This is a genomic window from Actinosynnema sp. NPDC053489 (genome assembly GCF_044544865.1).
GTDB lineage: Bacteria > Actinomycetota > Actinomycetes > Mycobacteriales > Pseudonocardiaceae > Actinosynnema.
Genome location: NZ_JBITXT010000010.1, coordinates 257,093 through 277,334, shown reverse-complemented (window position 1 = coordinate 277,334; position 20,242 = coordinate 257,093). Strand labels below are relative to the sequence as shown.

25 protein-coding genes are annotated in these 20,242 nt (G+C 73.6%); 10 read left to right on the top strand and 15 right to left on the bottom strand.

Features of this window, described 5'->3' with window-relative positions; translation table 11 throughout:
- Positions 1 to 10: 10 nt before the first annotated feature.
- Both ACIGNX_RS23940 and ACIGNX_RS23935 read left to right on the top strand, forming a co-directional pair.
- On the top strand, positions 11 to 304 hold the full coding sequence (locus tag ACIGNX_RS23940; RefSeq protein WP_396542911.1) for a hypothetical protein: 294 nt from the start codon (positions 11 to 13) through the stop codon (positions 302 to 304).
- A gap of 186 nt (positions 305 to 490) precedes the next feature.
- A complete protein-coding gene (locus ACIGNX_RS23935) occupies positions 491 to 790 on the top strand; it encodes a hypothetical protein (RefSeq protein ID WP_396542910.1) in 300 nt (99 codons plus the stop codon).
- A gap of 21 nt (positions 791 to 811) precedes the next feature.
- Here the strand turns inward: ACIGNX_RS23935 and ACIGNX_RS23930 are convergent, their stop codons facing one another.
- Positions 812 to 1,345 (bottom strand): cadmium resistance transporter, encoded by a 534-nt coding sequence (locus ACIGNX_RS23930; RefSeq protein ID WP_396542909.1) that lies wholly within the window; start codon positions 1,343 to 1,345, stop codon positions 812 to 814.
- 40 nt (positions 1,346 to 1,385) lie between these two features.
- On the opposite strand from ACIGNX_RS23930, the gene paaI reads away from it, so the two are divergent.
- Positions 1,386 to 1,781: a hydroxyphenylacetyl-CoA thioesterase PaaI gene (gene paaI, locus ACIGNX_RS23925; protein WP_396542940.1), complete on the top strand. Its 396-nt coding sequence runs from the start codon at positions 1,386 to 1,388 to the stop codon at positions 1,779 to 1,781.
- On the opposite strand, the gene ACIGNX_RS23920 is transcribed toward paaI, so the two are convergent.
- Complete coding sequence (locus tag ACIGNX_RS23920; protein WP_396542908.1) at positions 1,744 to 2,127, bottom strand: hypothetical protein; 384 nt, start codon at positions 2,125 to 2,127, stop codon at positions 1,744 to 1,746. The two genes, paaI and ACIGNX_RS23920, sit on opposite strands and share 38 nt — an antisense overlap.
- A 63-nt stretch (positions 2,128 to 2,190) precedes the next feature.
- Entirely contained in the window at positions 2,191 to 3,366 is a 1,176-nt protein-coding gene (locus tag ACIGNX_RS23915; protein WP_396542907.1) for a hypothetical protein, read from the bottom strand.
- Positions 3,367 to 3,407: 41 nt separating this feature from the next.
- Here ACIGNX_RS23915 and ACIGNX_RS23910 point away from each other — a divergent pair, with 41 nt between their 5' ends.
- From ACIGNX_RS23910 to ACIGNX_RS23900, 3 genes are all read left to right on the top strand, one after another.
- On the top strand, positions 3,408 to 3,914 hold the full coding sequence (locus ACIGNX_RS23910) for a DUF6584 family protein (RefSeq protein ID WP_396542906.1): 507 nt from the start codon (positions 3,408 to 3,410) through the stop codon (positions 3,912 to 3,914).
- A gap of 15 nt (positions 3,915 to 3,929) precedes the next feature.
- Complete coding sequence (locus tag ACIGNX_RS23905) at positions 3,930 to 4,802, top strand: serine/threonine dehydratase (protein WP_396542905.1); 873 nt, start codon at positions 3,930 to 3,932, stop codon at positions 4,800 to 4,802.
- Between the two features lie 79 nt (positions 4,803 to 4,881).
- Positions 4,882 to 5,550 carry a hypothetical protein gene (locus ACIGNX_RS23900; RefSeq protein ID WP_396542904.1) on the top strand — a complete coding sequence of 223 codons (669 nt, stop codon included), beginning with the start codon at positions 4,882 to 4,884 and terminating at the stop codon, positions 5,548 to 5,550.
- A gap of 4 nt (positions 5,551 to 5,554) precedes the next feature.
- Here ACIGNX_RS23900 and ACIGNX_RS23895 read toward each other — a convergent pair whose 3' ends face one another.
- From ACIGNX_RS23895 to ACIGNX_RS23855, 9 genes are all read right to left on the bottom strand, one after another.
- On the bottom strand, positions 5,555 to 5,869 hold the full coding sequence (locus tag ACIGNX_RS23895) for a hypothetical protein (RefSeq protein ID WP_396542903.1): 315 nt from the start codon (positions 5,867 to 5,869) through the stop codon (positions 5,555 to 5,557).
- 81 nt (positions 5,870 to 5,950) lie between these two features.
- On the bottom strand, positions 5,951 to 7,036 hold the full coding sequence (gene mnmA / locus ACIGNX_RS23890; protein ID WP_396542902.1) for a tRNA 2-thiouridine(34) synthase MnmA: 1,086 nt from the start codon (positions 7,034 to 7,036) through the stop codon (positions 5,951 to 5,953).
- 5 nt (positions 7,037 to 7,041) lie between these two features.
- Positions 7,042 to 8,229 carry a cysteine desulfurase family protein gene (locus ACIGNX_RS23885; RefSeq protein ID WP_396542901.1) on the bottom strand — a complete coding sequence of 396 codons (1,188 nt, stop codon included), beginning with the start codon at positions 8,227 to 8,229 and terminating at the stop codon, positions 7,042 to 7,044.
- A complete protein-coding gene (locus tag ACIGNX_RS23880) occupies positions 8,229 to 9,599 on the bottom strand; it encodes an MFS transporter (RefSeq protein WP_396542900.1) in 1,371 nt (456 codons plus the stop codon). Before ACIGNX_RS23880 ends, ACIGNX_RS23885 begins: the two co-directional genes overlap by 1 nt.
- Positions 9,600 to 9,650: 51 nt before the next feature.
- A complete protein-coding gene (locus ACIGNX_RS23875) occupies positions 9,651 to 10,541 on the bottom strand; it encodes a hypothetical protein (protein WP_396542899.1) in 891 nt (296 codons plus the stop codon).
- 153 nt (positions 10,542 to 10,694) lie between these two features.
- On the bottom strand, positions 10,695 to 11,549 hold the full coding sequence (locus ACIGNX_RS23870; RefSeq protein WP_396542898.1) for a lysophospholipid acyltransferase family protein: 855 nt from the start codon (positions 11,547 to 11,549) through the stop codon (positions 10,695 to 10,697).
- Positions 11,546 to 12,316 carry a GNAT family N-acetyltransferase gene (locus ACIGNX_RS23865; protein ID WP_396542897.1) on the bottom strand — a complete coding sequence of 257 codons (771 nt, stop codon included), beginning with the start codon at positions 12,314 to 12,316 and terminating at the stop codon, positions 11,546 to 11,548. Before ACIGNX_RS23865 ends, ACIGNX_RS23870 begins: the two co-directional genes overlap by 4 nt.
- Before the next feature lie 148 nt (positions 12,317 to 12,464).
- A complete protein-coding gene (locus ACIGNX_RS23860; protein ID WP_396542896.1) occupies positions 12,465 to 13,424 on the bottom strand; it encodes an electron transfer flavoprotein subunit alpha/FixB family protein in 960 nt (319 codons plus the stop codon).
- A gap of 14 nt (positions 13,425 to 13,438) precedes the next feature.
- Positions 13,439 to 14,221 (bottom strand): electron transfer flavoprotein subunit beta/FixA family protein, encoded by a 783-nt coding sequence (locus ACIGNX_RS23855; protein ID WP_396542895.1) that lies wholly within the window; start codon positions 14,219 to 14,221, stop codon positions 13,439 to 13,441.
- 276 nt (positions 14,222 to 14,497) lie between these two features.
- Here ACIGNX_RS23855 and ACIGNX_RS23850 point away from each other — a divergent pair, with 276 nt between their 5' ends.
- Positions 14,498 to 15,340 carry a DegV family protein gene (locus ACIGNX_RS23850; RefSeq protein ID WP_396542894.1) on the top strand — a complete coding sequence of 281 codons (843 nt, stop codon included), beginning with the start codon at positions 14,498 to 14,500 and terminating at the stop codon, positions 15,338 to 15,340.
- A gap of 49 nt (positions 15,341 to 15,389) precedes the next feature.
- On the top strand, positions 15,390 to 15,533 hold the full coding sequence (locus ACIGNX_RS23845; protein WP_396542893.1) for a hypothetical protein: 144 nt from the start codon (positions 15,390 to 15,392) through the stop codon (positions 15,531 to 15,533).
- Between the two features lie 23 nt (positions 15,534 to 15,556).
- On the opposite strand, the gene ACIGNX_RS23840 is transcribed toward ACIGNX_RS23845, so the two are convergent.
- Positions 15,557 to 16,282 (bottom strand): hypothetical protein, encoded by a 726-nt coding sequence (locus ACIGNX_RS23840; RefSeq protein ID WP_396542892.1) that lies wholly within the window; start codon positions 16,280 to 16,282, stop codon positions 15,557 to 15,559.
- An 85-nt stretch (positions 16,283 to 16,367) separates the two neighbouring features.
- Positions 16,368 to 17,465 (bottom strand): hypothetical protein, encoded by a 1,098-nt coding sequence (locus ACIGNX_RS23835; RefSeq protein ID WP_396542891.1) that lies wholly within the window; start codon positions 17,463 to 17,465, stop codon positions 16,368 to 16,370.
- Between the two features lie 316 nt (positions 17,466 to 17,781).
- Here ACIGNX_RS23835 and ACIGNX_RS23830 point away from each other — a divergent pair, with 316 nt between their 5' ends.
- The gene (locus ACIGNX_RS23830) at positions 17,782 to 18,528 is read left to right on the top strand and encodes a class I SAM-dependent methyltransferase (RefSeq protein ID WP_396542890.1); all 747 of its coding nucleotides are present in this window, start codon (positions 17,782 to 17,784) and stop codon (positions 18,526 to 18,528) included.
- Positions 18,525 to 19,997 (top strand): 1,4-alpha-glucan branching protein domain-containing protein, encoded by a 1,473-nt coding sequence (locus tag ACIGNX_RS23825; RefSeq protein WP_396542889.1) that lies wholly within the window; start codon positions 18,525 to 18,527, stop codon positions 19,995 to 19,997. The genes ACIGNX_RS23830 and ACIGNX_RS23825 overlap by 4 nt, the downstream gene beginning before the upstream one ends.
- Here the strand turns inward: ACIGNX_RS23825 and ACIGNX_RS23820 are convergent.
- Positions 19,990 to 20,214 carry a hypothetical protein gene (locus ACIGNX_RS23820; protein ID WP_396542888.1) on the bottom strand — a complete coding sequence of 75 codons (225 nt, stop codon included), beginning with the start codon at positions 20,212 to 20,214 and terminating at the stop codon, positions 19,990 to 19,992. The two genes, ACIGNX_RS23825 and ACIGNX_RS23820, sit on opposite strands and share 8 nt — an antisense overlap.
- Positions 20,215 to 20,242 lie beyond the last annotated feature (28 nt).

The following is a 20,242-nucleotide window of genomic DNA, read 5'->3' as shown; positions in this document are numbered from 1 at the left end:
CATCTCCTCCGTGGTGCTCGCGCCGCTCAAGCCGACGCTTGGCCTTGGCCACCGCCACCGCTCGCTTCACGACAACCACGGGAATGCCGAAGCTGTCGGCGTGATGCTGCTGCCAGTACGGCGTCAACATCCGCTTCTCGGTTTCCCAGCGCGACACCTCATTGCGGGTGACCGCACGACCGGCGCGTTCGGAGAGCGCATCGGCTTGCTCGCTCTGCGAGCGCCCAGCACCGGTTCGCAGCCGGCGCAGCAGCTCTCCGATGCTCGTCGGCTCGTGCACGGGATCATCCTGACGGGCGAGTAGCAGGACGTCACCATTGTGGCCCCTCCTCCTGGCCACTTCCCGCCACATGGCCCCCTCCCGGGGCGACTCCGCCCGAACGGTCTAACACCCAGGCTTGTCCCGGGCACCGTTGATGATCGCCGGGAGGCGAACCGCTGCCCGATGCCGACGTGTGAACGGTCAGCACCACGCGAGAAAGGAACCCCCATGTCGCGTGAAAGCACGAGCGACGTGATGATGTCGACGGAGAAGGGCGAAGACCCCATGCGGTCGATCGCCGAGAAGCGGGCACCGCGGTTGTTCGCCATCGTGGAGGAGCGCGGGAAGCGGGAAGGCAGTCGGGTCGCGGGTTACGGGCTGGCCTACGCCGACCACGTCGACGTCAACTCGGTCGAAGGCGATTTCCACCTGATGTCCCAGAGCCCCGAGCGGGCACGGCAGCTCTTCGAGATCTCCGCCCGCTCACGCGGGGTGCGGACGCACCTGGTGTGGCTGACCGGCCGGTAGAGGCGCACGGCAGGAAGGACTTCACGACACCAGGATCAGCACGCCGATGCCGATCAGCACCACGGGCAGCACGACGTGGCCCCACCGGCTCAGGTGCCGCGCCACCGCCGGGCGGGTGGCGAAGAAGTAGCCCGCCCCGCACCACACCGCGACCAGCAGCAGGAACACGACCACGTACGCGACGATCCCCGTCGTGGCGAAGACGGGCACGTAGACGCCGATGTTGTCGCCCCCGTTCGCCAGCGTCACGGCCGCCACGCCCAGCACGCCGGACGCCGCGGGCTCGCCGTCGTCACCCCCGCGCCACGCCTGCCAAGCCGCCTTCACCCCCAGCGCCAACGGCAGCAGCCCCAGCCACGGCAGAACGGCCGGCGGCAACAGGGTCGCGCCCAGGGCGGCGGCGATGGCGACCACCAGGATCCCCGCGAAACCCAGGTACTGGCCCAGCACCACGCGCCAAGGGGGCACGCCCCGGGCGAAGAACAGGGCCAGCAGGACGATGTCGTCGACGTTCGTCACCGCGAACAGGCCGACCGCCCGGATGATGTCGAGCACCCCCGAACCTTAAGGTGCAGGGGTGGACGGACCCGCGCAGATGCTCGCCGACGACGCCGCGTCGGCCGCGCTCGGCATCCGGGCGCTCGAACTCGGCCCCGGCACCGCCCGGCTCACCATGACCGTCACCGACCTGATGGTCAACGGCCACGGCATCGGGCACGGCGGGTACGTGTTCCTGCTCGCCGACACGGCCTTCGCCTGCGCCTGCAACCGCCCCGGCTCGGTGACCGTGGCGGCGCAGGCGGAGATCGACTTCATCGCCCCCGTGCACGCGGGGGACGTGCTGGTCGCCGAGGCGGTCGAACGGGTCCGGTTCGGGCGCAGCGGCCTCTACGACATCACCGTGCGCCGGGGCGACGAGGTGGTGGCCGAGTTCCGTGGCCGGAGCCGGACCCTCAGGCCGAACGCCGCAGACCCAGCACCTGGAGGATGAGGAAACCCGTTACCGCGACCGCCTGGGCGACGATGAGGGCGACACCGAGCCCAGTCACCGGGAACCACCCGGCGAAAGCGACCAGGAGGCTGTCCAGCACCCACAGCGCATTCGCGATCACCACCACGGCGACCAACGACCTGACGGGCCGCAGGCCCAACAGGAAAACGCCGATCCCGTAAAGGACCAAGAAAACGCTGAGCCCGATCACCAGCCCACCGGGCAATCCCGTCGGCAGGTCGTCGTGGAACAGCAGGGCGATCACCCCGAGCCCGCCCGAGGCGACGCCGTCGAGCTTGAGGGCGAACCGGAGAAGACCGTCGTTTCGTGCCTGAATCGTCGTCATGGCCCGGAAGTTAGGTCCGGCCGCACTGCCGGCACCACGCCGAACACTGCCAACTCCTGCCGATCACGCGGGCTCGACCTGGGCGAACAGGTCCTCGGCCACCAGCTTCGCCCCCGCGTTCTGCCAGTTGTGCAGCGTCCGCTCGGGCACCTGGTCGACGAACCACGCCAACGCCCGCCGGGCCACCGGGTCGAGGTCCTCGCGCTTGGTCCGCCTGCTGTACGGCCGGAGCCCGACGACGTAGTAGAAGTACAGCGCGTTGTAGTGCCGCCATTCGTCGCTGGTGCCGAATTCGCCGTCACGCGGTTTCAGCCGGCGGATGCCCTCCAGCAACAACGACTTCAACTCGGCCGCCCGTTCCAGCGGTTGGTCGGACGCGCCCCGCGCGGCCAACCGGGCGTCGATCACCGGCAATCGCGTCAACGGGCTCGCGACGAGCTTGCCCAGGTCGCCGTAATTGCTCAACGCGCGCCTGGTCAGCTTCACGAATTCCGCCGGGTCCAGCGGGGCCCGCCGCGGCAGGGCCTCCGCCGCCTCGCGCAGCTCGGCCCGCTCCGCGGCCACCCCGGGCACCGCGACCCGGTCCACCAGCAGCGCCAGCGGGTTCGCCAGCACCTGCACCGCGATCGCGGCGGCCACCGTGCCGTACAGCAGGGGCACCAGCCGGTCGTCCAGGAACAACGCCACCTGCCCGCCGAACACCGCCGCCAACCCGGCCGACGTCAGCAGCGAGCGGACCACGTCGCCCCGGATCGCCTCACCCTCGTCGAACGCGTCCGCCACGGCCACGAGCACGCCGAACACCAGCAGGTCCACCCCGGCCGACGCGATCACCACCGGCTCGGGCAGCACGTCCGCCAGGAGCAGCGCGCAGCTCAGCCCGAACAGGACCGTCGCCGCGCCCAGCAACGCCCGGCGCACCCGCAGGCACAGCACCAGCGCCGCGGCCAGCGGCACCAGCACCACCGCCGGCACGAACCAGGCCGCCACGAGCAGCGGCACCGCGCTGTAGCGCCACCACCGGTCGTAGCGGGCGGGGAGCCAGCGGACGACGACGCCCGTCCACGCCACCGCGGGCACGGCCATCGCCACCGCCGGCAGGGGCAGGACGACCACGAGCGCGTAGGCGACCAGCCCGGCCGAGGCGCGGCGGAGCTGGGGCTTGCGGGGATCGCGCAGGAGCAGGTAGAGCCCGAGCCACCAGGCCAGGCCGAACGTCACCACCGATACCGCGATCACCCGGAAATCCTACGGTTGCGCCGGCTGGGACGATGTGGTCCATGCCGGTCGAGCTGACCCTCCGCAAGGTCGCCGAAGAGGTCGAACGCGGTGACCTGGCCAGCGTGCTGCGCGCACGGCAGCGGCTGGTCGGCCTGGTCACCAGCTTCCCCGACCGGCTGGACCTGCGCGAGCGGTTGGCGGCGGTGTGCCGGCTGCTCGGCGACGCGGCGCAGGCCGGGCGGTGGAGCTACCTGTGCGAGGTGCGCGACGAGGCCGAGGTGGCGGCGTTCGAGCGCGCCTACCGCACCCCGCTCGCCCGGCTGGAGGCGATGAACTGGGTCGGCGGCGAGGCCGTCGCCACCACGGAGACGGCGCGGCAGCGCCTGGTGGGGTTGCAGGAGGCGGCGAGCGACCAGCTCCGCGCCGAGCTGCTGGTGGCCGACGACCGGGACTCGTCGTGGCGCGCGAACGCGCTCGTGCTGATCGGCGTGGTCGTCGTGCTGCTGTGCTTCGTCGTGGGCGCGGTGACGCTCGTCATGGGTGCCTACAGGTGGTTCACCGGGTGAGCGCATGCTGGGTGCATGATCCCCGACGTCGCCGCCGCCGCTGACCGCATCCGCCCGCACGCCCGCCGCACCCCCTCCTGGCGCACGGAGGTCGACGGCAGGCCGGTCGTGTTCAAGCTGGAGCACCTCCAGCTCACCGGCTCGTTCAAGCTGCGCGGCGCGGTGAACGCGCTGCTCGCGGCCGGTTCGCCGGATCGCGTGGTCACCGCGTCCGGCGGCAACCACGGCCTGGGCGTGGCCGAGGCCGCCCGGCTCCTCGGCCTGAACGCCACGGTGTTCGTGCCGGTGAGCGCGCCGGAGGGCAAGGTGCGGCGGATCGAGGCGGCGGGCGCGAAGCTGATCCGGCACGGCGACACGTACGCCGAGGCGGTGCTGGCGGCCCGCGAGATGCCCGGCTTCTACGTCGAGGCGTACAACGACCCGGCCGTCGTCGCGGGTCAGGGCACGGTGGCGGCCGAGGTGGTCGAGGACGTGCCGGAGGTGGACGCGATCGCGGTCGCGGTCGGCGGCGGCGGGCTGGCCGCGGGCACCGCGCTGGCCTCGGGCCGGCTGACGGTCGCGGTCGAGCCGGAGCGGTGCTGCGCGCTGCACCTCGCGCTGGCCGCGGGCGAACCGGTCGACGCCGAGGTGGACTCGGTGGCGGCCTCCGCGCTCGGTGCCACGCGGGTGGGCGACGTGCCGTTCGGCATCCTGCGGTCGCACCCGGTGACGTCCGTGCTCGTGCCGGACGAGCGCACGCTGGCCGCCCGCGACCGGCTGTGGGAGGAGTTCCGGCTGGCCGTCGAGCCTGCGGCGGCCGTGCCGTTCGCCGCGTGGCTGGCCGGGGACGTGCCCGGCGAGCTGGCGTGCGTGGTGCTGTGCGGCGCGAACACCGACTGGACGCCCTAGCGGTACGCCCGGCGACGTAGGCGGGAAGGCCGCCCGACGCCCGACGCCGCGACCCGGCCGGACGGCCACCATCGGGGCCATGACCTCGACCCGCACCGCGTACCGGGTGGCCGCGCTGCTGTTCGCCTCCGGCCTGCTGCACCTCGTCGTGTTCGCCGTGGCCGGCGGGCCGTGGGAGGGGCCGGTGTCGTGGCGCAAGCCGGTCACGTTCGGCCTGTCGTTCGGCCTCACGCTCGCCACCTACGCCCGGGTCGGCGCCGGCCTGCGGCTCGGCCGGGCCTGGGTGCGGCTGTTCACCGCCGCCTCCGCGCTGGAGGTGGCGCTGATCTCGCTCCAGGCGTGGCGGCACGTGCCGTCGCACTTCAACGAGGCGACGGCGTTCGACTCGGTGGTGACCCGGGCCCTCACCGCGGGCGGCGTCACGCTCGTCGTCGCCGTGCTCGCCCTGGCCGTCGCCGCCTTCCGGGCCGAGCACCTCGCCCCCGACCTGCGGCTGGCGGTCCGGGTGGGCACGGCGACGCTAGTCGTGGCGCTGGCGTTCGGCGGCCTGATGGTCGCCGAACGCGGCGGCTCGTGGAAGCTCTCGCACGGCGTGGCCATGCACGGCGTGCTGCTGCTGCCCGCCCTGGCCTGGGCGTTGGGCCGGACGGGCTGGTCCGAGCGCCGCCGCGTCCGGACCGTCGCCCTCGCCTCGACCGGCTACTGCGCCCTCATCGCCGCCGCGGCGGCCTACAACGCCCTGGTCTGACCGATCAGCGGCACTCGGTCACCCGCCCCAGCTCGGGCGACACGCGCGGCTGCGCCACGCCACCCTGCGACCTGCCCGCCTGCGGCGGCACCTCGACCTCGCGCGCGAGCGCCGGGTCGAGCCGTTCCACCCGTTCCACCATGCCCTCCACCTGCGCGATCAGGTCGGCCCACTCCGGTCGGTGCAGGCGCTCCCGGACCACCCAGCGCAGCGTGCGGACCTCCGCGCGCAGCCGTTCGAACTGCTCCGCGTCGAGACGTTGCGCGGACGGGTGGTCGAGCTTGCTCGAGAGCACCCTCACCCGGGTCCCGATGTCCACCAGTGACCTCCGGCGTCGTGCGTTGTCATACGGCACGCACGCAGTGTCGCAGGAGACACCGACAAATCCACAAATCGGACCTCACCGGGTAGCGCTGATCGTGGCGCTGGCGAGCACCAGATCGCCCGCCGCCGCGTCCTCCCGGTACACCGCGACCGCCTGACCAGGGGCGACGCCGCTCAACGGCTCGCGCAGGCGGACGAGCAGCTCGCCGCCGACGACTTCGGCCACCGCAGGTGCCAGACCGCCGTGGGCGCGGACCTGGGCCACGCACTCCACCGGGCCGTCGAACGCCACGCGCGTCACGGGCCGCCGCGCGACGATCTCGGTGACCTTCAGCTTCTCCGCCGCGCCGACCCGCACCGTGCCGCTGACGGGCTCCAGCGACAGCACGTAGCGGGGCCGCCCGTCGGGCGCGGGCGCGTCGATGCCCAGGCCCTTGCGCTGGCCGACGGTGAACTCGTGCACGCCCGCGTGCCGGCCGAGCACCGCGCCGGTCTCGTCGTCCACCAGCAGGCCGGGCTGCTCGCCGAGCTTGCGGGTGAGGAAGCCGCGGGTGTCGCCGTCGGGGATGAAGCAGATGTCGTGGCTGTCGGGCTTGGCCGCGACCTGGAGGCCCCGCTCGGCCGCCTCGGCCCGGACCTGCGCCTTGGTCGAGTCGCCCAGCGGGAACATCGCGTGCGCCAGCTGCTCGTGCGTCAGCGACGCCAGCACGTAGGACTGGTCCTTGCCGTCGTCGGCCGAGCGGCGCAGCTCCGGCTTGCCGTCCACAGTGGACAGACGGGCGTAGTGCCCGGTGCAGACCGCGTCGAAGCCGAGCGCGATCGCCTTGTCCAGCAACGCCTCGAACTTGATCTTCTCGTTGCACCGCAGGCACGGGTTGGGCGTGCGACCGGCCGCGTACTCGGCCACGAACTCGTCCACGACCTCCTCGGTGAACCGCTCCGCGAAGTCCCAGACGTAGAACGGGATGCCGAGCACGTCCGCCGCGCGCCGCGCGTCCCGCGCGTCCTCGACGGTGCAGCAGCCGCGCGCGCCGGTGCGCAACGTGCCCGGCTTGGCCGACAACGCCAGGTGCACGCCGGTCACCTCGTGACCCGCCGCCACCGCCCGCGCCGCAGCCACGGCGGAATCCACCCCGCCGCTCATCGCCGCCAGCACCCGCATGCCCGTCACACCTCCGCCGTCGCCTTGCCCGCAAGCCGCTTCATCCCCGCGATGCCCGCCGTGCGGGCGCGCTCCACCACCGGGCCGATCACCTCGGCCAGCTCGCGCACGTCGGCCGCCGTGGAGGTGTGGCCGAGGGAGAACCGCAGCGAACCGCGCGCCAGGACCGGGTCGACGCCCATGGCCAGCAGCACGTGGCTGGGCTGCGCCACGCCCGCCGTGCACGCCGAGCCGGTGGAGCACTCGATGCCCTTGGCGTCCAGCAGCATCAGCAGGCTGTCGCCCTCGCAGCCGGGGAACGTCAGGTGCGCGTTGCCGGGCAGCCGGTGCACCGGGTCGCCGTTCACCGCCACGTCCGGCACCGCGCGCCGCACCGACGCCACCAGCTCGTCGCGCAGCGCGGCGACCCGGGCGGCGGTCTCGGCCTGGTCGTCGACCGCGTGCCGGACCGCGGCGGCCAGGGCCACGATCGACGGCACGTCCAGCGTGCCGGACCGCACCTCCCGCTCCTGCCCGCCGCCGTGCAGCACCGGCGTCGTGGCCACGTCCCGGCCCAGCAGCAGCACTCCCACGCCGTACGGCCCGCCGATCTTGTGGCCGGTGAGCGTCAGCGCCGAGGCGCCGGAGTCGGTGAAGTCGACCGGGACCGCGCCGACGGCCTGCACGGCGTCGGTGTGGAACGGGACGCCGCGCCCGGCCGCGATCGCGGCCAGCTCGGCCACCGGGTTGATCGTGCCGACCTCGTTGTTCGCCCACATGGCGGTGACCAGGGCCACGTCGTCGTCCAGCGCGTCGCGCAGCGCCTCGGGCCGGATGCGGCCGAGCCCGTCGGGCTCCAGCCAGGTCACCTCCGCGCCCTCGTGGTCGACCAGCCACTGCACGGCGTCCAGCACGGCGTGGTGCTCGACCGACGTCGCCACCACGCGGCCGCGGCCGGGCGCGCGGCGGGACCAGTAGACGCCCTTGACCGCGAGGTTGTCGCTCTCCGTGCCGCCGCTGGTGAAGATCACCTCGGAGGGTCGCGCGCCGAGGGCGTCCGCGATGTCCTCCCGCGCCTCCTCGACCAGCCGCCGGGCCCGCCTGCCCGAGGTGTGCAGCGACGAGGCGTTGCCCGTCGTGGACAACGCCCGAGTCATCGCCTCGATCGCCTCGGGGAGCATGGGGGTCGTGGCGGCGTGGTCGAAGTAGGCCATCAGCGTCCCAGGGTAGCCGGGCGCAGCCGCCCGGCGAGCACCGCACCGAGCACCGAGACGCCCGCCATCAGCAGGTCGAACGGCACGACGGCCGCCGTCGGGGCCGCGGTCGAGGCGAACGTGGCGACCAGCACACCGCCCAGGCCGACCAGCAGGGCCGAGCCGAGCATGTCGCCGATCTGCAGGGCCGAGGAGTTGAACCCCCGGTCGACCTCGGACGACGCGCCGAGGGTGAGCACGCTCAGGCTCGACATCGCCAACCCCATCCCCGCTCCGGCCACCGCCCAGAGCACCGGCGTCGCCCAGGCCGGGCCCCACTGCGGTGCGATGAGCGTCACCCCGGAGATACCCGCGGCGTTGAGCGCGAACCCCCGGCGCACGAGCTTCTCGCGCGGGAAGTCCGGTTTGCGGGACTGCCACCAGGCTGCGCTGGACCAGCCCAGGGCGCTCAGCGTGAGCGGGATGCCGGCGGCGATGGCCGAGTAGCCGTGCACGGAGGTCAGCGTCAGCGGGATGAACGCCTCGGTCGCGAAGAACGACCCGGCGAGCAGCGCGCGGGACAGGATCGTCACCGGCAGGCCGCGCCGGGCGGTCAGCGTGCCCTTGGGCAGCAGCACGCGCAGCGCCGGCGCCAGCACCACCAGGCCGGCCAGCCCGATCACCAGGCCGAGGCCCCGCGGGTGCTGGGCGGCCCAGCTCAACGCCGCCACGCCGGAGCCCGCCCCGAGCGCGGCCGCCGGCAGGCCGCGGCGGGTGTTGCGGTCGGGGGTGTGCGGCGGCAGGTTCCGCAGCACCGGCACCAGCAGCAGCACGCCGAGCAGCACGAACGGCGCCAGCCCCAGGAACACCCACCGCCAGCTGAACGTCTCGGTCAGCCAGCCCGCCAGCGCGGGACCGACCAGCGACGGCACCACCCACGCCGAGGAGAGCAGCCCGAACACCGCCGGCCGGTCCCGCTCCGGGTAGACCAGGCCGATGAGCACGTAGAGCGCGACCACCTGCGCCCCGCCGCCGATGCCCTGCAGCACGCGGCCGAGCAGCAGCAGCGGCATGCCGTGGGCCAACCCGGCGACCAGCAGGCCGACCAGGAAGAGCGCGGGCCCGGCCAACAGGGAGGGCCGCGGCCCGCGCACGTCGCTGAGACGTCCCGAGAGCACCGTCGCCACCACGCTCGCGGCGAGGAACGCCAGGAACGGCCACGCGTACAGCTCGTTGCCGCCGAGGTCGGCGACCATGCGCGGCATGGCCGTGCTGACGCCCATGTTCTCGAACGCGAGCAGGGTGACGAGCAGGATGATCCCGACCGTCGGCCCCCGCCGTTCAGGTGTCCAGAGGTTGCTCTTGGCGGAGGTCCCGGTCGTCGTCGTCACGGGTCAATGGTTCAACCTCCACGGGGGTGGAGGTCAAGGCGATATGACCGGTCAGGCCCGGACGCGCTCCAGGCGCACGACCGAGGTCCTGTCGACCTCCACCTGGTTGCCGTAGTTCGGGTCGGTCGCCGAACCGTGCGTGACGACCTCGACCAGCCCCCGCTGGAACGGCACGGTGCCGATCGGGTCGGCCACCGCCGACCACGGGGTGCCCGCGCCCGGGACGCAGTCGACCGCCGCGGTGTAGTCGCCGCGGATGATCGTGTTGTTCTTCACCTGCGTGACCCGGCCGGAGACGGTGACCCGCACCGGCGCGGAGCAGTCCACCGTCCCGCTGATCCCGGCCTTGCCGTTGAGCGAGCTCGCGGTGCCGTTGGTGGACACGGCGAGGTCGAGGTCCAGCTCGGCGGGCGGCGGCGGGTTGAGCACGTGCAGCTCGCCGCGCGCCGCGTCGGCGCTGAACTCGCAGTGCTGCTCGAACGTGGCGTCCAACCGCTCGACGTAGCCGTTGGGGCCGAACGAGACGGCCTCGATGGTGAACGTGCCGCCGAGCTGGTTGCAGCCGCGCCCGTTGCCGGAGTAGTCCAGCCCGGGGGCGGCCGCCGGCTGGAACGGGTAGCGGCGGGCGTCGGTGTAGGTGCCGGCGGTCAGGCGCTGCCCCTGCGGCGCGGCGAACTCGACGGTCCACCAGTCGCCGTTCCTGCCGTCGACGCCCAGGCGCACGTAGTTGTTGTCCGCGCTGCCGAACACGGCCAGCGAGTCCCCCGCACCCGTGTCGTACGCGTAGGACCCGCCGAAGGTGACCCAGTCGCCCGGGTCACCGGTGAACGAGGCCGTCCCGGTGGTCACGGGCTGTGCCAGCGCGGGCGTCGACAACGCCACCAGCGCCGCCGCGGACGCCACGACGGCGACCGCGGCCCGGCGCAATGATGAATTTCTCACGATTCCCCCTTGGAGTTCGGGTGTTCTTCACCCGAGGGGGAACCATGCCGAACCGGCGTCGCGGTGGCAGGCGAATCACCGAAGATGGTCCCGATGGCCGGCGCACGGCGTCCGTTCCGTCGCGGGCCGGTTCGCCCTTGTGCCGGAACGGGCTCAGGCGACCTCGGCGGTGTGCCACCGCGGGGCGGGCACCCCGACCGAGCCGTGGGACACGCGCTCCGACTCCTGCTGCACGAGCGCCGCCAGCTCGCGGCGGGTCGAGGCGCGGCCGGGGGCGACCTCGTCCAGCACGTGCACCTCCACCACGAGCCCTCTGGCCCGCAGCACCCGGCGCATCGAGCCGACCAGGGTGTCCGAGCCGATGAACGCCGGCCGGGTCGACGTCGCCGAGCCCTGCCGGTACCGCAGCACCACGGGCCGCACGGGCACGCCGGCGTCCAGGGCGGACTGGAACAGCGCCGGCCGGTAGCGCCCGGACGCCACGCCGCACCACGTGGTGCCCTCGGCGTGGATGCCGACCGCCGCGCCGTCGCGCAGCGCCGCCGCCAGCTCGGCCACCGTCCCGGGCAGCAGCGACAGCCGCTCCCGGTCCAGGTACACGGTCCGGGCGGCGGTGATCAGCGGGCCCAGCACCGGCCAGTCGCGGATGTCCCGCTTGGCCACCATCCGGATCGGCTGCACCGCGTCGATCGCCAGCTCGTCCAGCCAGGACACGTGGTTGGACACCACCAGCACGCCCCGACCCCGGACCTCCTGGAACACCGGGCCCACCACCAGCAGCCGCACGCCGAACGCCCGCACGAGGAGCCGGAACCAGTGCCGCAGCAGCGCCGACCGCGCCGGGCCGCGCAGGCACAGCACGGCCAGGACCACGAACGCGCCGGACAGCATTACCGTCGAAGCGGCGACCACCCGCCACGCCACCCGCAACCGCCCGACGGTGGCCGTCGAGTGGTCCACGCACCCGTCGCCGCACGGCGACACGGGCATCCACGCGTGCTTGTTCACGCCGTCTCCCCCAGGAAGAACTTCAGGTACCGCCGGTCCACCCGGTCCATCCCGAGCAGCACGGGCAGGTCGGCGACGCCGAAGTCGGCGTCCAGCGCGGGCCGCCCGCACACCCACGCGCCCAGCCGCAGGTAGCCCTTGAGCAGCGGCGGCAGCACGGTCCGGTCGGGACGCACGACCGCGTCGACGTCCCACGGCGTCCACGGCGTGACCCGGTACTCCTCGGGCGCGTGGTGCTTGGCCCGCACGACGTCCCACACGCCGGCCGCGAACGACCCGCCGTCGTGCAGCGGCACGGACGCGCAGCCGATGAGCCAGGAGTGCCCGGACAGCAGCATGTAGCGGGCGATCCCCGCCCATACCAGCGACACCACGGCACCGTTGCGGTGGTCGGGGTGCACGCAGGACCGGCCGGTCTCCACCAGGGACGGCCGCAGGTCGTCCAGCGCGGACAGGTCGAACTCGCCGTCGGAGTACAGCCGGCCCGCCTCGGCGGCGCGCTCGGGGGGCAGCATCCGGTACGTGCCCACGATGTCGCCGGTCCGGTCGTCGCGCACCACGAGGTGGTCGCAGTACTCGTCGAAGTGGTCCACGTCGTGGCCCGGCACGGAGCTGTGCAGCACGGCGCCCATCTCGGAGGCGAACACCTGGTGCCGCAGCCGCTGCGCGGCCACGACCTCGTCGCTGTCACGCGCGACCAACAGGGAGTAGCGCGGCGCGTCGGAAGCGGCGTCACCGGTGCTGACAAGCAGTTGCGGCTGCGTCATGGCTCTGGTCTACCGACCGCTTGGCGACCGGGAGCAGGTCGTTCCGGTGACGCCTCAGTGGCAGGTCGGTTACGGCCCGGTGAGACCCGCGATGGCACGGGGGCCGCCCCGCGTCGAGCGGAACGGCCCCCGTGGGTGAACCGGCAGGTCAGCCCTTGCGCTTGGAGACCTCGTCGGTCAGCTGCGGCGCGACCGCGAACAGGTCGCCGACCACGCCGAAGTCGGCGATCTCGAAGATCGGCGCCTCCGGGTCCTTGTTGACCGCGACGATGGTCTTGGACGTCTGCATGCCCGCCCGGTGCTGGATCGCGCCGGAGATGCCCAGGGCCACGTACAGCTGCGGCGAGACCGTCTTGCCGGTCTGGCCGACCTGGAACTGGTGCGGGTAGTAGCCGGAGTCCACCGCGGCCCGGGACGCGCCCACCGCCGCGCCGAGGCTGTCGGCGAGCTTCTCCACGACCTCGAAGCTCTCCGCGCTGCCCACGCCGCGGCCGCCGGACACGACGACCGACGCCTCGGTCAGCTCCGGGCGGTCGCCGCCGACGACGGGCTCGCGGCCGGTGACCTTCGTGACCAGCGCCGGGTTCGCGGCGGGTGCCTCGACGGCCTGCTCGACCGCGTCGGCCGGGGACTCGGTCGCCTCGACGCCGCCGGGGCGCACGGCGATGACCGGGATGCCGTTGGTGACCTTGGACTTCACCACGTACGCGCCACCGAAGATCGACTGGGTCGCGACGCCCTCGCCGTCGAGGTCGACGGCGTCGTAGAGCAGGCCGGAGCCCAGGCGCACGGCCAGCCGGCCCGCGACCTCCTTGCCCTCCAGCGTCGCCGACACCAGCACGGCGGCGGGCGAGGCGGTGCCCGCGATCGCGGCGAGCGCGTCGACCTTCGGCGTGACCAGGTGGTTCACGGCGTCCTCGGACTCCACCGCGTACACCTTCGTCGCGCCGTAACGGCCCAGGGACTCCCTCACCTTGCCCGCGGTGCCGGGCGATCCGACCACCACCGCGGCCGGCTCGCCGAGACCGCGCGCGGCGGATAGAAGCTCATGGGTGACCTTCTTGACCTCGCCGTCGACGTGGTCGACGAGGACGAGTACCTCGGACATGCTTCTCCTCGCCTTCAGATGAGCTTCTGGCCGACCAGGTACTCGGCGATCTTGGCACCGCCGTCACCCGAGTCCTCGACGCGCTGACCCGCGCCGCGCGGCGGCTTCGGTGCCGCCTCCAGCACCTGCGACCACGAGGCGGACAGGCCGACCTCGCCGGCGTCCAGGCCCAGGTCGGCGATCGTCAGGGTGCTGACCGGCTTCTTCTTCGCCGCCATGATGCCCTTGAAGGACGGGTAGCGCGGCTCGTTGATCTTCTCGTTCACGCTGACCACGGCGGGCAGGCTCGCCTCGAGGTGCGCGACGCCCTCGTCGGTCTCCCGCTCGGCCTTCACGGTGCCGCCCTCGACGCTGAGCTTGCGCACCTGCGTCACCTGCGGCAGGCCCAGCAGCTCGGCGAGCATCGCGGGCACCGCGCCCGCGCGGCCGTCGGTGGCCTCGTTGCCCGCGATGACGAGGTCGACGCCCTCGATCGTGCCGATGGCCTTGGCCAGCACCTTCGCGGTGGTGAGCGCGTCGGAGCCGTGCAGGGCCGGGTCGGACACGTGGACGGCCTTGTCCGCGCCCATGGAGAGCGCCTTGCGGATCGCGTCGGTCGCGCGGTCGGGACCCATCGCGACGACGGTCACCTCGCCGCCGTGCGCCTCCTGGAGCAGCAGCGCCTCTTCCACGGCGCGCTCGTTGATCTCGTCGAGCACGGCGTCCGCGGAGTCGCGGTCGAGGGTGTGGTCGGAGTCGGCGAGCTTGCGCTCGGACCAGGTGTCGGGCACCTGCTTGACCAGGACGACAATGTTCATGGGTCCTCTTCGACCTCCTGCGGACGGGCGGCGACGTCAGTGGGCGACGGTGGTGCCCAGGTCGCCGGATTGTTCGTGACCCTGCCATGTCATCGCCGCATTGGCATGGTGGTGTCTGCCACCCCTATGTTACCCACCGGTAGCACCGGTGCAAACGGCAGCAAGCACCCACCCGCGTGATGATGCTCACGAGTGCGTTTCCGGCCTTTCGGACATCGTCACCTCTCCGCACGACGGCGTTACGGACCGTCCCCCGGCTGGGTTAGGTTCGAACGCATGTCACGGCGAGTAGCGATTGTCACGGATTCCACCGCGTGCCTGCCGCCGCGGTTGACCGAGCAGCTCGGGGTGACGGTCGCGCAGCTCCAGGTGCGGATCGGCGACCGGGTCGAGGACGAGGCCCGCGTGCCGGTCCCGGAGCTGGTGGACGCCCTGCGCGGGCAGCGGGACGTGGCCACCGCGCCACCCGACCCCGGCGCGTTCTTCTGGTCGTACGCCGACGCGGCGGCCTCGGGCGCGGAGGCGGTCGTCTCGCTGCACGTGTCGACCGACCTGTCGCGGACCGCGGAGGCGGCCCGGGAGGCCGCCACGCAGGTGCGCGTGCCGGTGCACGTGGTCGACACGCGGACGTGCGGGATGAGCCTGGGCTACGCGGTCGTGTCCGCCGCCACCGCGGCCGCCGCCGGCGCCGACGCGAACCGCGTCGTGTCCGCCGCGCGGCACACCCTCGAGCGCAGCAGCGAGCTGCTGTACGTCGACACCCTGGAGTACCTGCGGCGCGGCGGGCGGATCGGCAGGGCCGCCGCCGTCGTCGGTTCGGCGCTGTCGATGAAGCCCCTGCTGACCGTGACGGGTGGGCGGATCGCCCCGCTGGACAGGGTGCTGGGCGCGGAGCGGGCGCTGCGCAGGCTGGTCGACCTCGCGGTGAAGCGGGCGGGTCGGGAGCGGGTGGACATCGCGGTCGAGCACTTCGACGCGGCCGAACGCGCCGCGTCCGTGCTGGAGCAGCTGCGGGCGAGGCTGCCGGACGTGCGGCGGTTCCTGGTGACGCCGGTGAGCTCGGCGGTCGGCGCGCACGTCGGCCCGGGAGCGCTGGGAGTGACCGTTTCGCCGGTTTAGGAACCCTTCGCGGGGTTTGCTCGTTGGCCGGAAAGGGAAGGAGGTCTACATGGCATCTCTGTTCAGCAAGCTCGCCGCGTTCGCCCGCAGTCCGCAGGGCCGCCGGGTCACGGAACAGCTCAAGCACGCCGCCCGCGACCCCCGCAACAAGGCCAAGGCACAACAGCTGCTGCGCAAGTTCCGCAAGCACTGACCGCGCAGGCGTTCGGCGGCCCGCTAGGTCTCCCGGCGGGCCGCTTCGAACGTGTCCGGCGCCGGTGCGGTGGGCGTCGGGATCAGCACGGGTTCGGCGGCAGCGGCCGGTGACGCCACGATCGTGACGGCGGCTCCGGGCGCTTCCCCCACGGGGGCAACGGGTTCCCCGTCCGGCGCGACGGTCGCGGCCGGTTCCGGCACTTCCGGCGGCGCGGTGGTCCGAGCGGTGTCCCCGGTCTCGACGACTGCGGTCTCGACGGCCCCGGTTTCGACGGCTGGAGTCTCGGCGGCTGCGGTCTCGACGGCCTCCGTTTCGACGGCTGCGGCCTCGACGGCTGGAGTTTCGACGGTTGCGGCCAGTTCAGCCAGTTCGGTCAGGCCGAAGGGGCGGGTCGGGTCGGCGGCGCGGTCGTCCGCCGGGTCGACCGGGGTGCCGGCGCGGACCAGGTGCATGTGGCGCACGGCGTCCTGCGGCACGGGCGCCTCCGGCTCCGGGACCACCACCAGGTTCGGGCGGGGCGGGGGCGCGGGCAGCGCCGTCGGGATGCCCACCACCGGGTTGCGGTGGATCGGCTTCGTCGCGTACTCCTCCGGCGGGAACCTCGGCTCGAACCGGGGCGGCGGCACCGGCGCGGGATCGGGCTCGTGGTCGGGCGGCGGGTCCCGGCGGAGCATGATCGCGGTCAGCACGCAGCCCGCCGCGAAGGACAAGGCGCACAACCCGAACACGACCGCCACCTCGAACATCACGCACCCTCACTCGACTGGTGGGCAGCCGCGACCTGCTCGCCGCGCCCGGACGGAAACTCGCGCGGCGACGCGCCCACCGCCATCAGGCGTCGACCCGCCGGTGCGCCGCCTCCTGCGGGGCACCCACCTGACCGGCACCTGCCCGCTCCGCGCCCGCTTGCCCGGCGCCCGCTTGCCCGGTGCCGGCCTGACCGGCACCGACCTGCTCGGCGTTCGCCTGACCGGCGCTGACCTGCTCGGCGGTCACCTGCTCCGGGATCACGTCGGGAACCCGGTCGGCCGCCGCGTCCAGGGCGACGCGGGCCGAGGCGACCTGGGCGGCCACCGAGTGGCGCAGCTCGCGCAGCTCCGCGGCCTGCTGCTGGATCTCCCCGATGCGCCGGTTCGCCTCCCGGGCGGCGAGCTTGATCAGGAACGCGGCCCGCGCCTTGGCCAGCTCCTCCTGCTCGGCGAAGTGCTGCTCGGCCTCGTGCCGACGCCGGTTCATGGTCAGCTCGAAGAAGTTCTGCGCCTTGGCCCGCCGGGCGTCCGACTCCGCCTCCAGCTGCGAGCACCGGTCGGCGGCCTCCCGCAGCACCCGTTCCGCCTCCCGCTCCGCCTCGGCCACGGCGGCGGCGCAGTCGGCCTCCACCTGCTCGGCCCGCGCCCTGAGGTGCGCCTCCACCTCGGCCTGCCGGCGTTCCAGGTCGACCTCGCGCTGGTCCAGCTCGGCGGCCCGCCGGTTCGCCGCCTCGCGCAGGTCCTGCGCCTCCGCGTCGACCTGCGCGCGCTGCGCGTCCAGCTCCGCCTCCAACCGCCGCCGCCGCTCGCCCAGCTCCACCTCGGTGCGCTGCCGCAGCGCCGTGACGTCGTGCTCGGCGCGCAGCCGCACCTCGTTCGCCTCGTCCTGGGCCAGCGTCAGCATCCGGTGCAGGCGCTCGGACGCTCCCGCGGTCGTGTCGGGCGACAGCTCCAGCCGCTCGATCCGGGCCCGCGCCTCCTCCAGGTCGCGGCGGGTCATCTCCAGCAGCTTGCGCAGGTCCGCCGCCTGGGCCAGCGCCTCGGCGCGGTCGAGGGACAGGTACTTGAGCTGCTCGTCCAGGTTTTCCAGGTGCTCGATCACCTGGCGGCGGTGGAAACCGCGGTACACGACGTCGAAACCCGCGTGCAGCGGAACAATCTCCGGCTCTTTCGCAACCATGGCGGGCCCCGCTCGTTCGAAGATTGGCCGTGGGGACCGAGCGTAAGGCACCCTACCGGCACCCCACCACCCGCGATTACCCCCGCACCCCCGTCCCGATGCGCCCCACTGGCAGCGGAAACACCATCAGGCATGATCCACGCAAGATGGGCGTGAGTCACCCGATGGTGTCATTCTTTTCTATTTATGGCAGTTATTGTTCGCGCAAGCGCGCACAGATTCCCACAGTCGAGTGGCGACAAGTTCACACGAAAAAGTGATAACTCACCTACCGGGCGATCGCTACCCGCGAGTAACGGGCAACTAGGCTGGCCGGGTGACCGTCGAGCCGCTGCCCCTCACCGGTGAGCGCACCGTGCCCGGGATCGCCGAGGAGAACTACTGGTTCCGCCGCCACGAGGCGGCGTACCTGGACCTGGTCCGGCACTGCGGCGGCGCGGTCGTCCTGGAGGCCGGCTGCGGCGAGGGCTACGGCGCGGCGCTGATCGCCGAACGCGCCGCGCGGGTCGTCGCGCTCGACTACGACGGGCCGACCGCGATCCACGCGAGCCGGGCGTACCCGCGGCTGGCGGTGCTCCGGGGCAACCTGGCGTCGCTGCCGCTGCGCGACGGCAGCGTGGACGTGGTGGCGAACCTCCAGGTCATCGAGCACCTGTGGGACCAGGAGGGCTTCCTGGCCGAGTGCGCCCGGGTGCTGCGCCCCGGCGGTCGGCTGCTGGTCACCACGCCGAACCGGCTCACCTTCTCCCCCGGCCGCGACACGCCGCTCAACCCCTTCCACACCCGCGAGCTGGCCCCCGACGAGCTGCGCGACCTGCTGGTCGGCGCGGGCCTGAGGGTGGAGTCGCTGACCGGTCTGCGGCACGGCCCGGCGTTGCGCGCGCTCGACGGGCGCTTCGGCGGCTCCGTCATCGACGCGCAGGTGGCCGTGGTGGTGGAGGGCGGCCGGTGGCCCGCCGACCTGCTGGCCGCCGTGGCGTCGGTGCGCGCCGGGGACTTCGAGATCACCGCCGACGACCTCGCCACGAGCCTCGACCTCGTCGCCGTGGCGGTGCGCCCGTGACGACCGAGGGGACGTTCTGCCTGGTCCTGCACAGCCACCTGCCCTGGCTGGCCCACCACGGCGCGTGGCCGGTCGGCGAGGAGTGGCTGTACCAGGCGTGGGCGCACTCGTACCTGCCCGTCGTGGACCTGCTGGAGCGGTTCGCCGCCGAGGGCCGCGAGGACGTGCTCACGCTGGGCGTCACGCCGGTCCTGGCCGCGCAGCTGGACGACCCGTACTGCCTGCGCGGGCTGCACGACTGGCTGGGCGACTGGCAGTTGCGGGCGCACGGCGCGTCGTTCCGGCTGCCCGACCTGGCCGCGCGCGAGCACCGGGCGTCGGAGTGGGCCCTGGGCCGCTTCGAGAACCGCTGGCGGCACGGCTTCTCGCCGGTACTGCGGTCCCTTGTGGACTCACGGGTGGTCGAGCTGCTCGGCGGCCCGGCCGCGCACCCGTTCCAACCGCTGCTCGACCCGCGGCTGCGGGCGTTCTCGCTGCGCGCCGGGCTGGCCGACACGGCGTTGCGCACCGGGTCCGCGCCGGAGGGCATCTGGGCCCCGGAGTGCGCCTACGCGCCCGGCCTGGAGCACGACTACGCGCGGGCGGGCGTGCGGCGGTTCCTGGTCGACGGGCCGTCGCTGCGCGGCGACACCGCGGCGGCCAGGCCGGTCGGCACGTCGGACGTGGTGGCGTTCGGGCGCGACCTGGAGGTGTCCTACCGGGTGTGGTCGCCCAAGGTCGGCTACCCGGGCGACCCGGCGTACCGGGACTTCCACACCTACGACCACCCCAGCGGGCTCAAGCCGTCACGCGTGACCGGCAAGCACGTCGAACCGTCCGACAAGCGGCCCTACGACCCGGACCTGGCGGCGGAGGCCGTGCGGCGGCACGCGGCGGACTTCGTGGAGACGGTGGTGCGGCGGCTGCGGTCGTTGAAGGAGCGGCACGGCAGGCCGTCCCTGGTCGTCGCCGCGTACGACACCGAGCTGTACGGGCACTGGTGGCACGAGGGCCCGGCGTGGCTGGAGGCCGTGCTGCGGCGGCTGCCCGAGGCGGGCGTGCGGGTGACGACGCTGCGCGGCGCGGTCGAGGCCGGGCACGTCGGCGCGCCGGTGGAGGTGCCGGCGTCGTCGTGGGGCTCGGGCAAGGACTGGCACGTGTGGAACGGGCCGCAGGTCGCCGACATCGTGCACGGCAACGCGGAGGTGCAGCGGGGACTGCTGGCGCTGGACGTGCCGGTCGGCGTGCGCGACCCGGTCGCCGACCAGGCCGTGCGCGAGGCGCTGCTGGCGCTGTCCAGCGACTGGGCGTTCATGGTCACCAAGGACTCGGCCGCCGACTACGCCCGCTACCGCGCCAAGGTGCACGCGGACCGGTTCGGCGAGCTGGTGGCGCTGCGCCGGGCCGGGCGCGGGCACGACCGGGCGGCCGAGCTGCGCCTGGTCGACGGGCCGTTCGGCCGGCTCGACGCGCGGGAGCTGGCTAGTTGACGCCGCCGCCCGCCGAGCTCCCGTGGTCGCGGCGCGCGATGCCCGCGGCGCCGGGGTTGTCGATCCGGGCCTGGACGACCGGGTCCGCCTTCGAACGGCCCCTGGTGTCGGCCGGTCGTTCGAGGCCGGCGCGCTTGGCGCGGGCCCTCCGGTCGACCAGGAACCCGATCACCAGCGCCGCGGCGCAGAACAGGACACCCCAAAGCCAAGGCTGCACGACCGTCCCCCCTCGTCTGGTCTTCCGC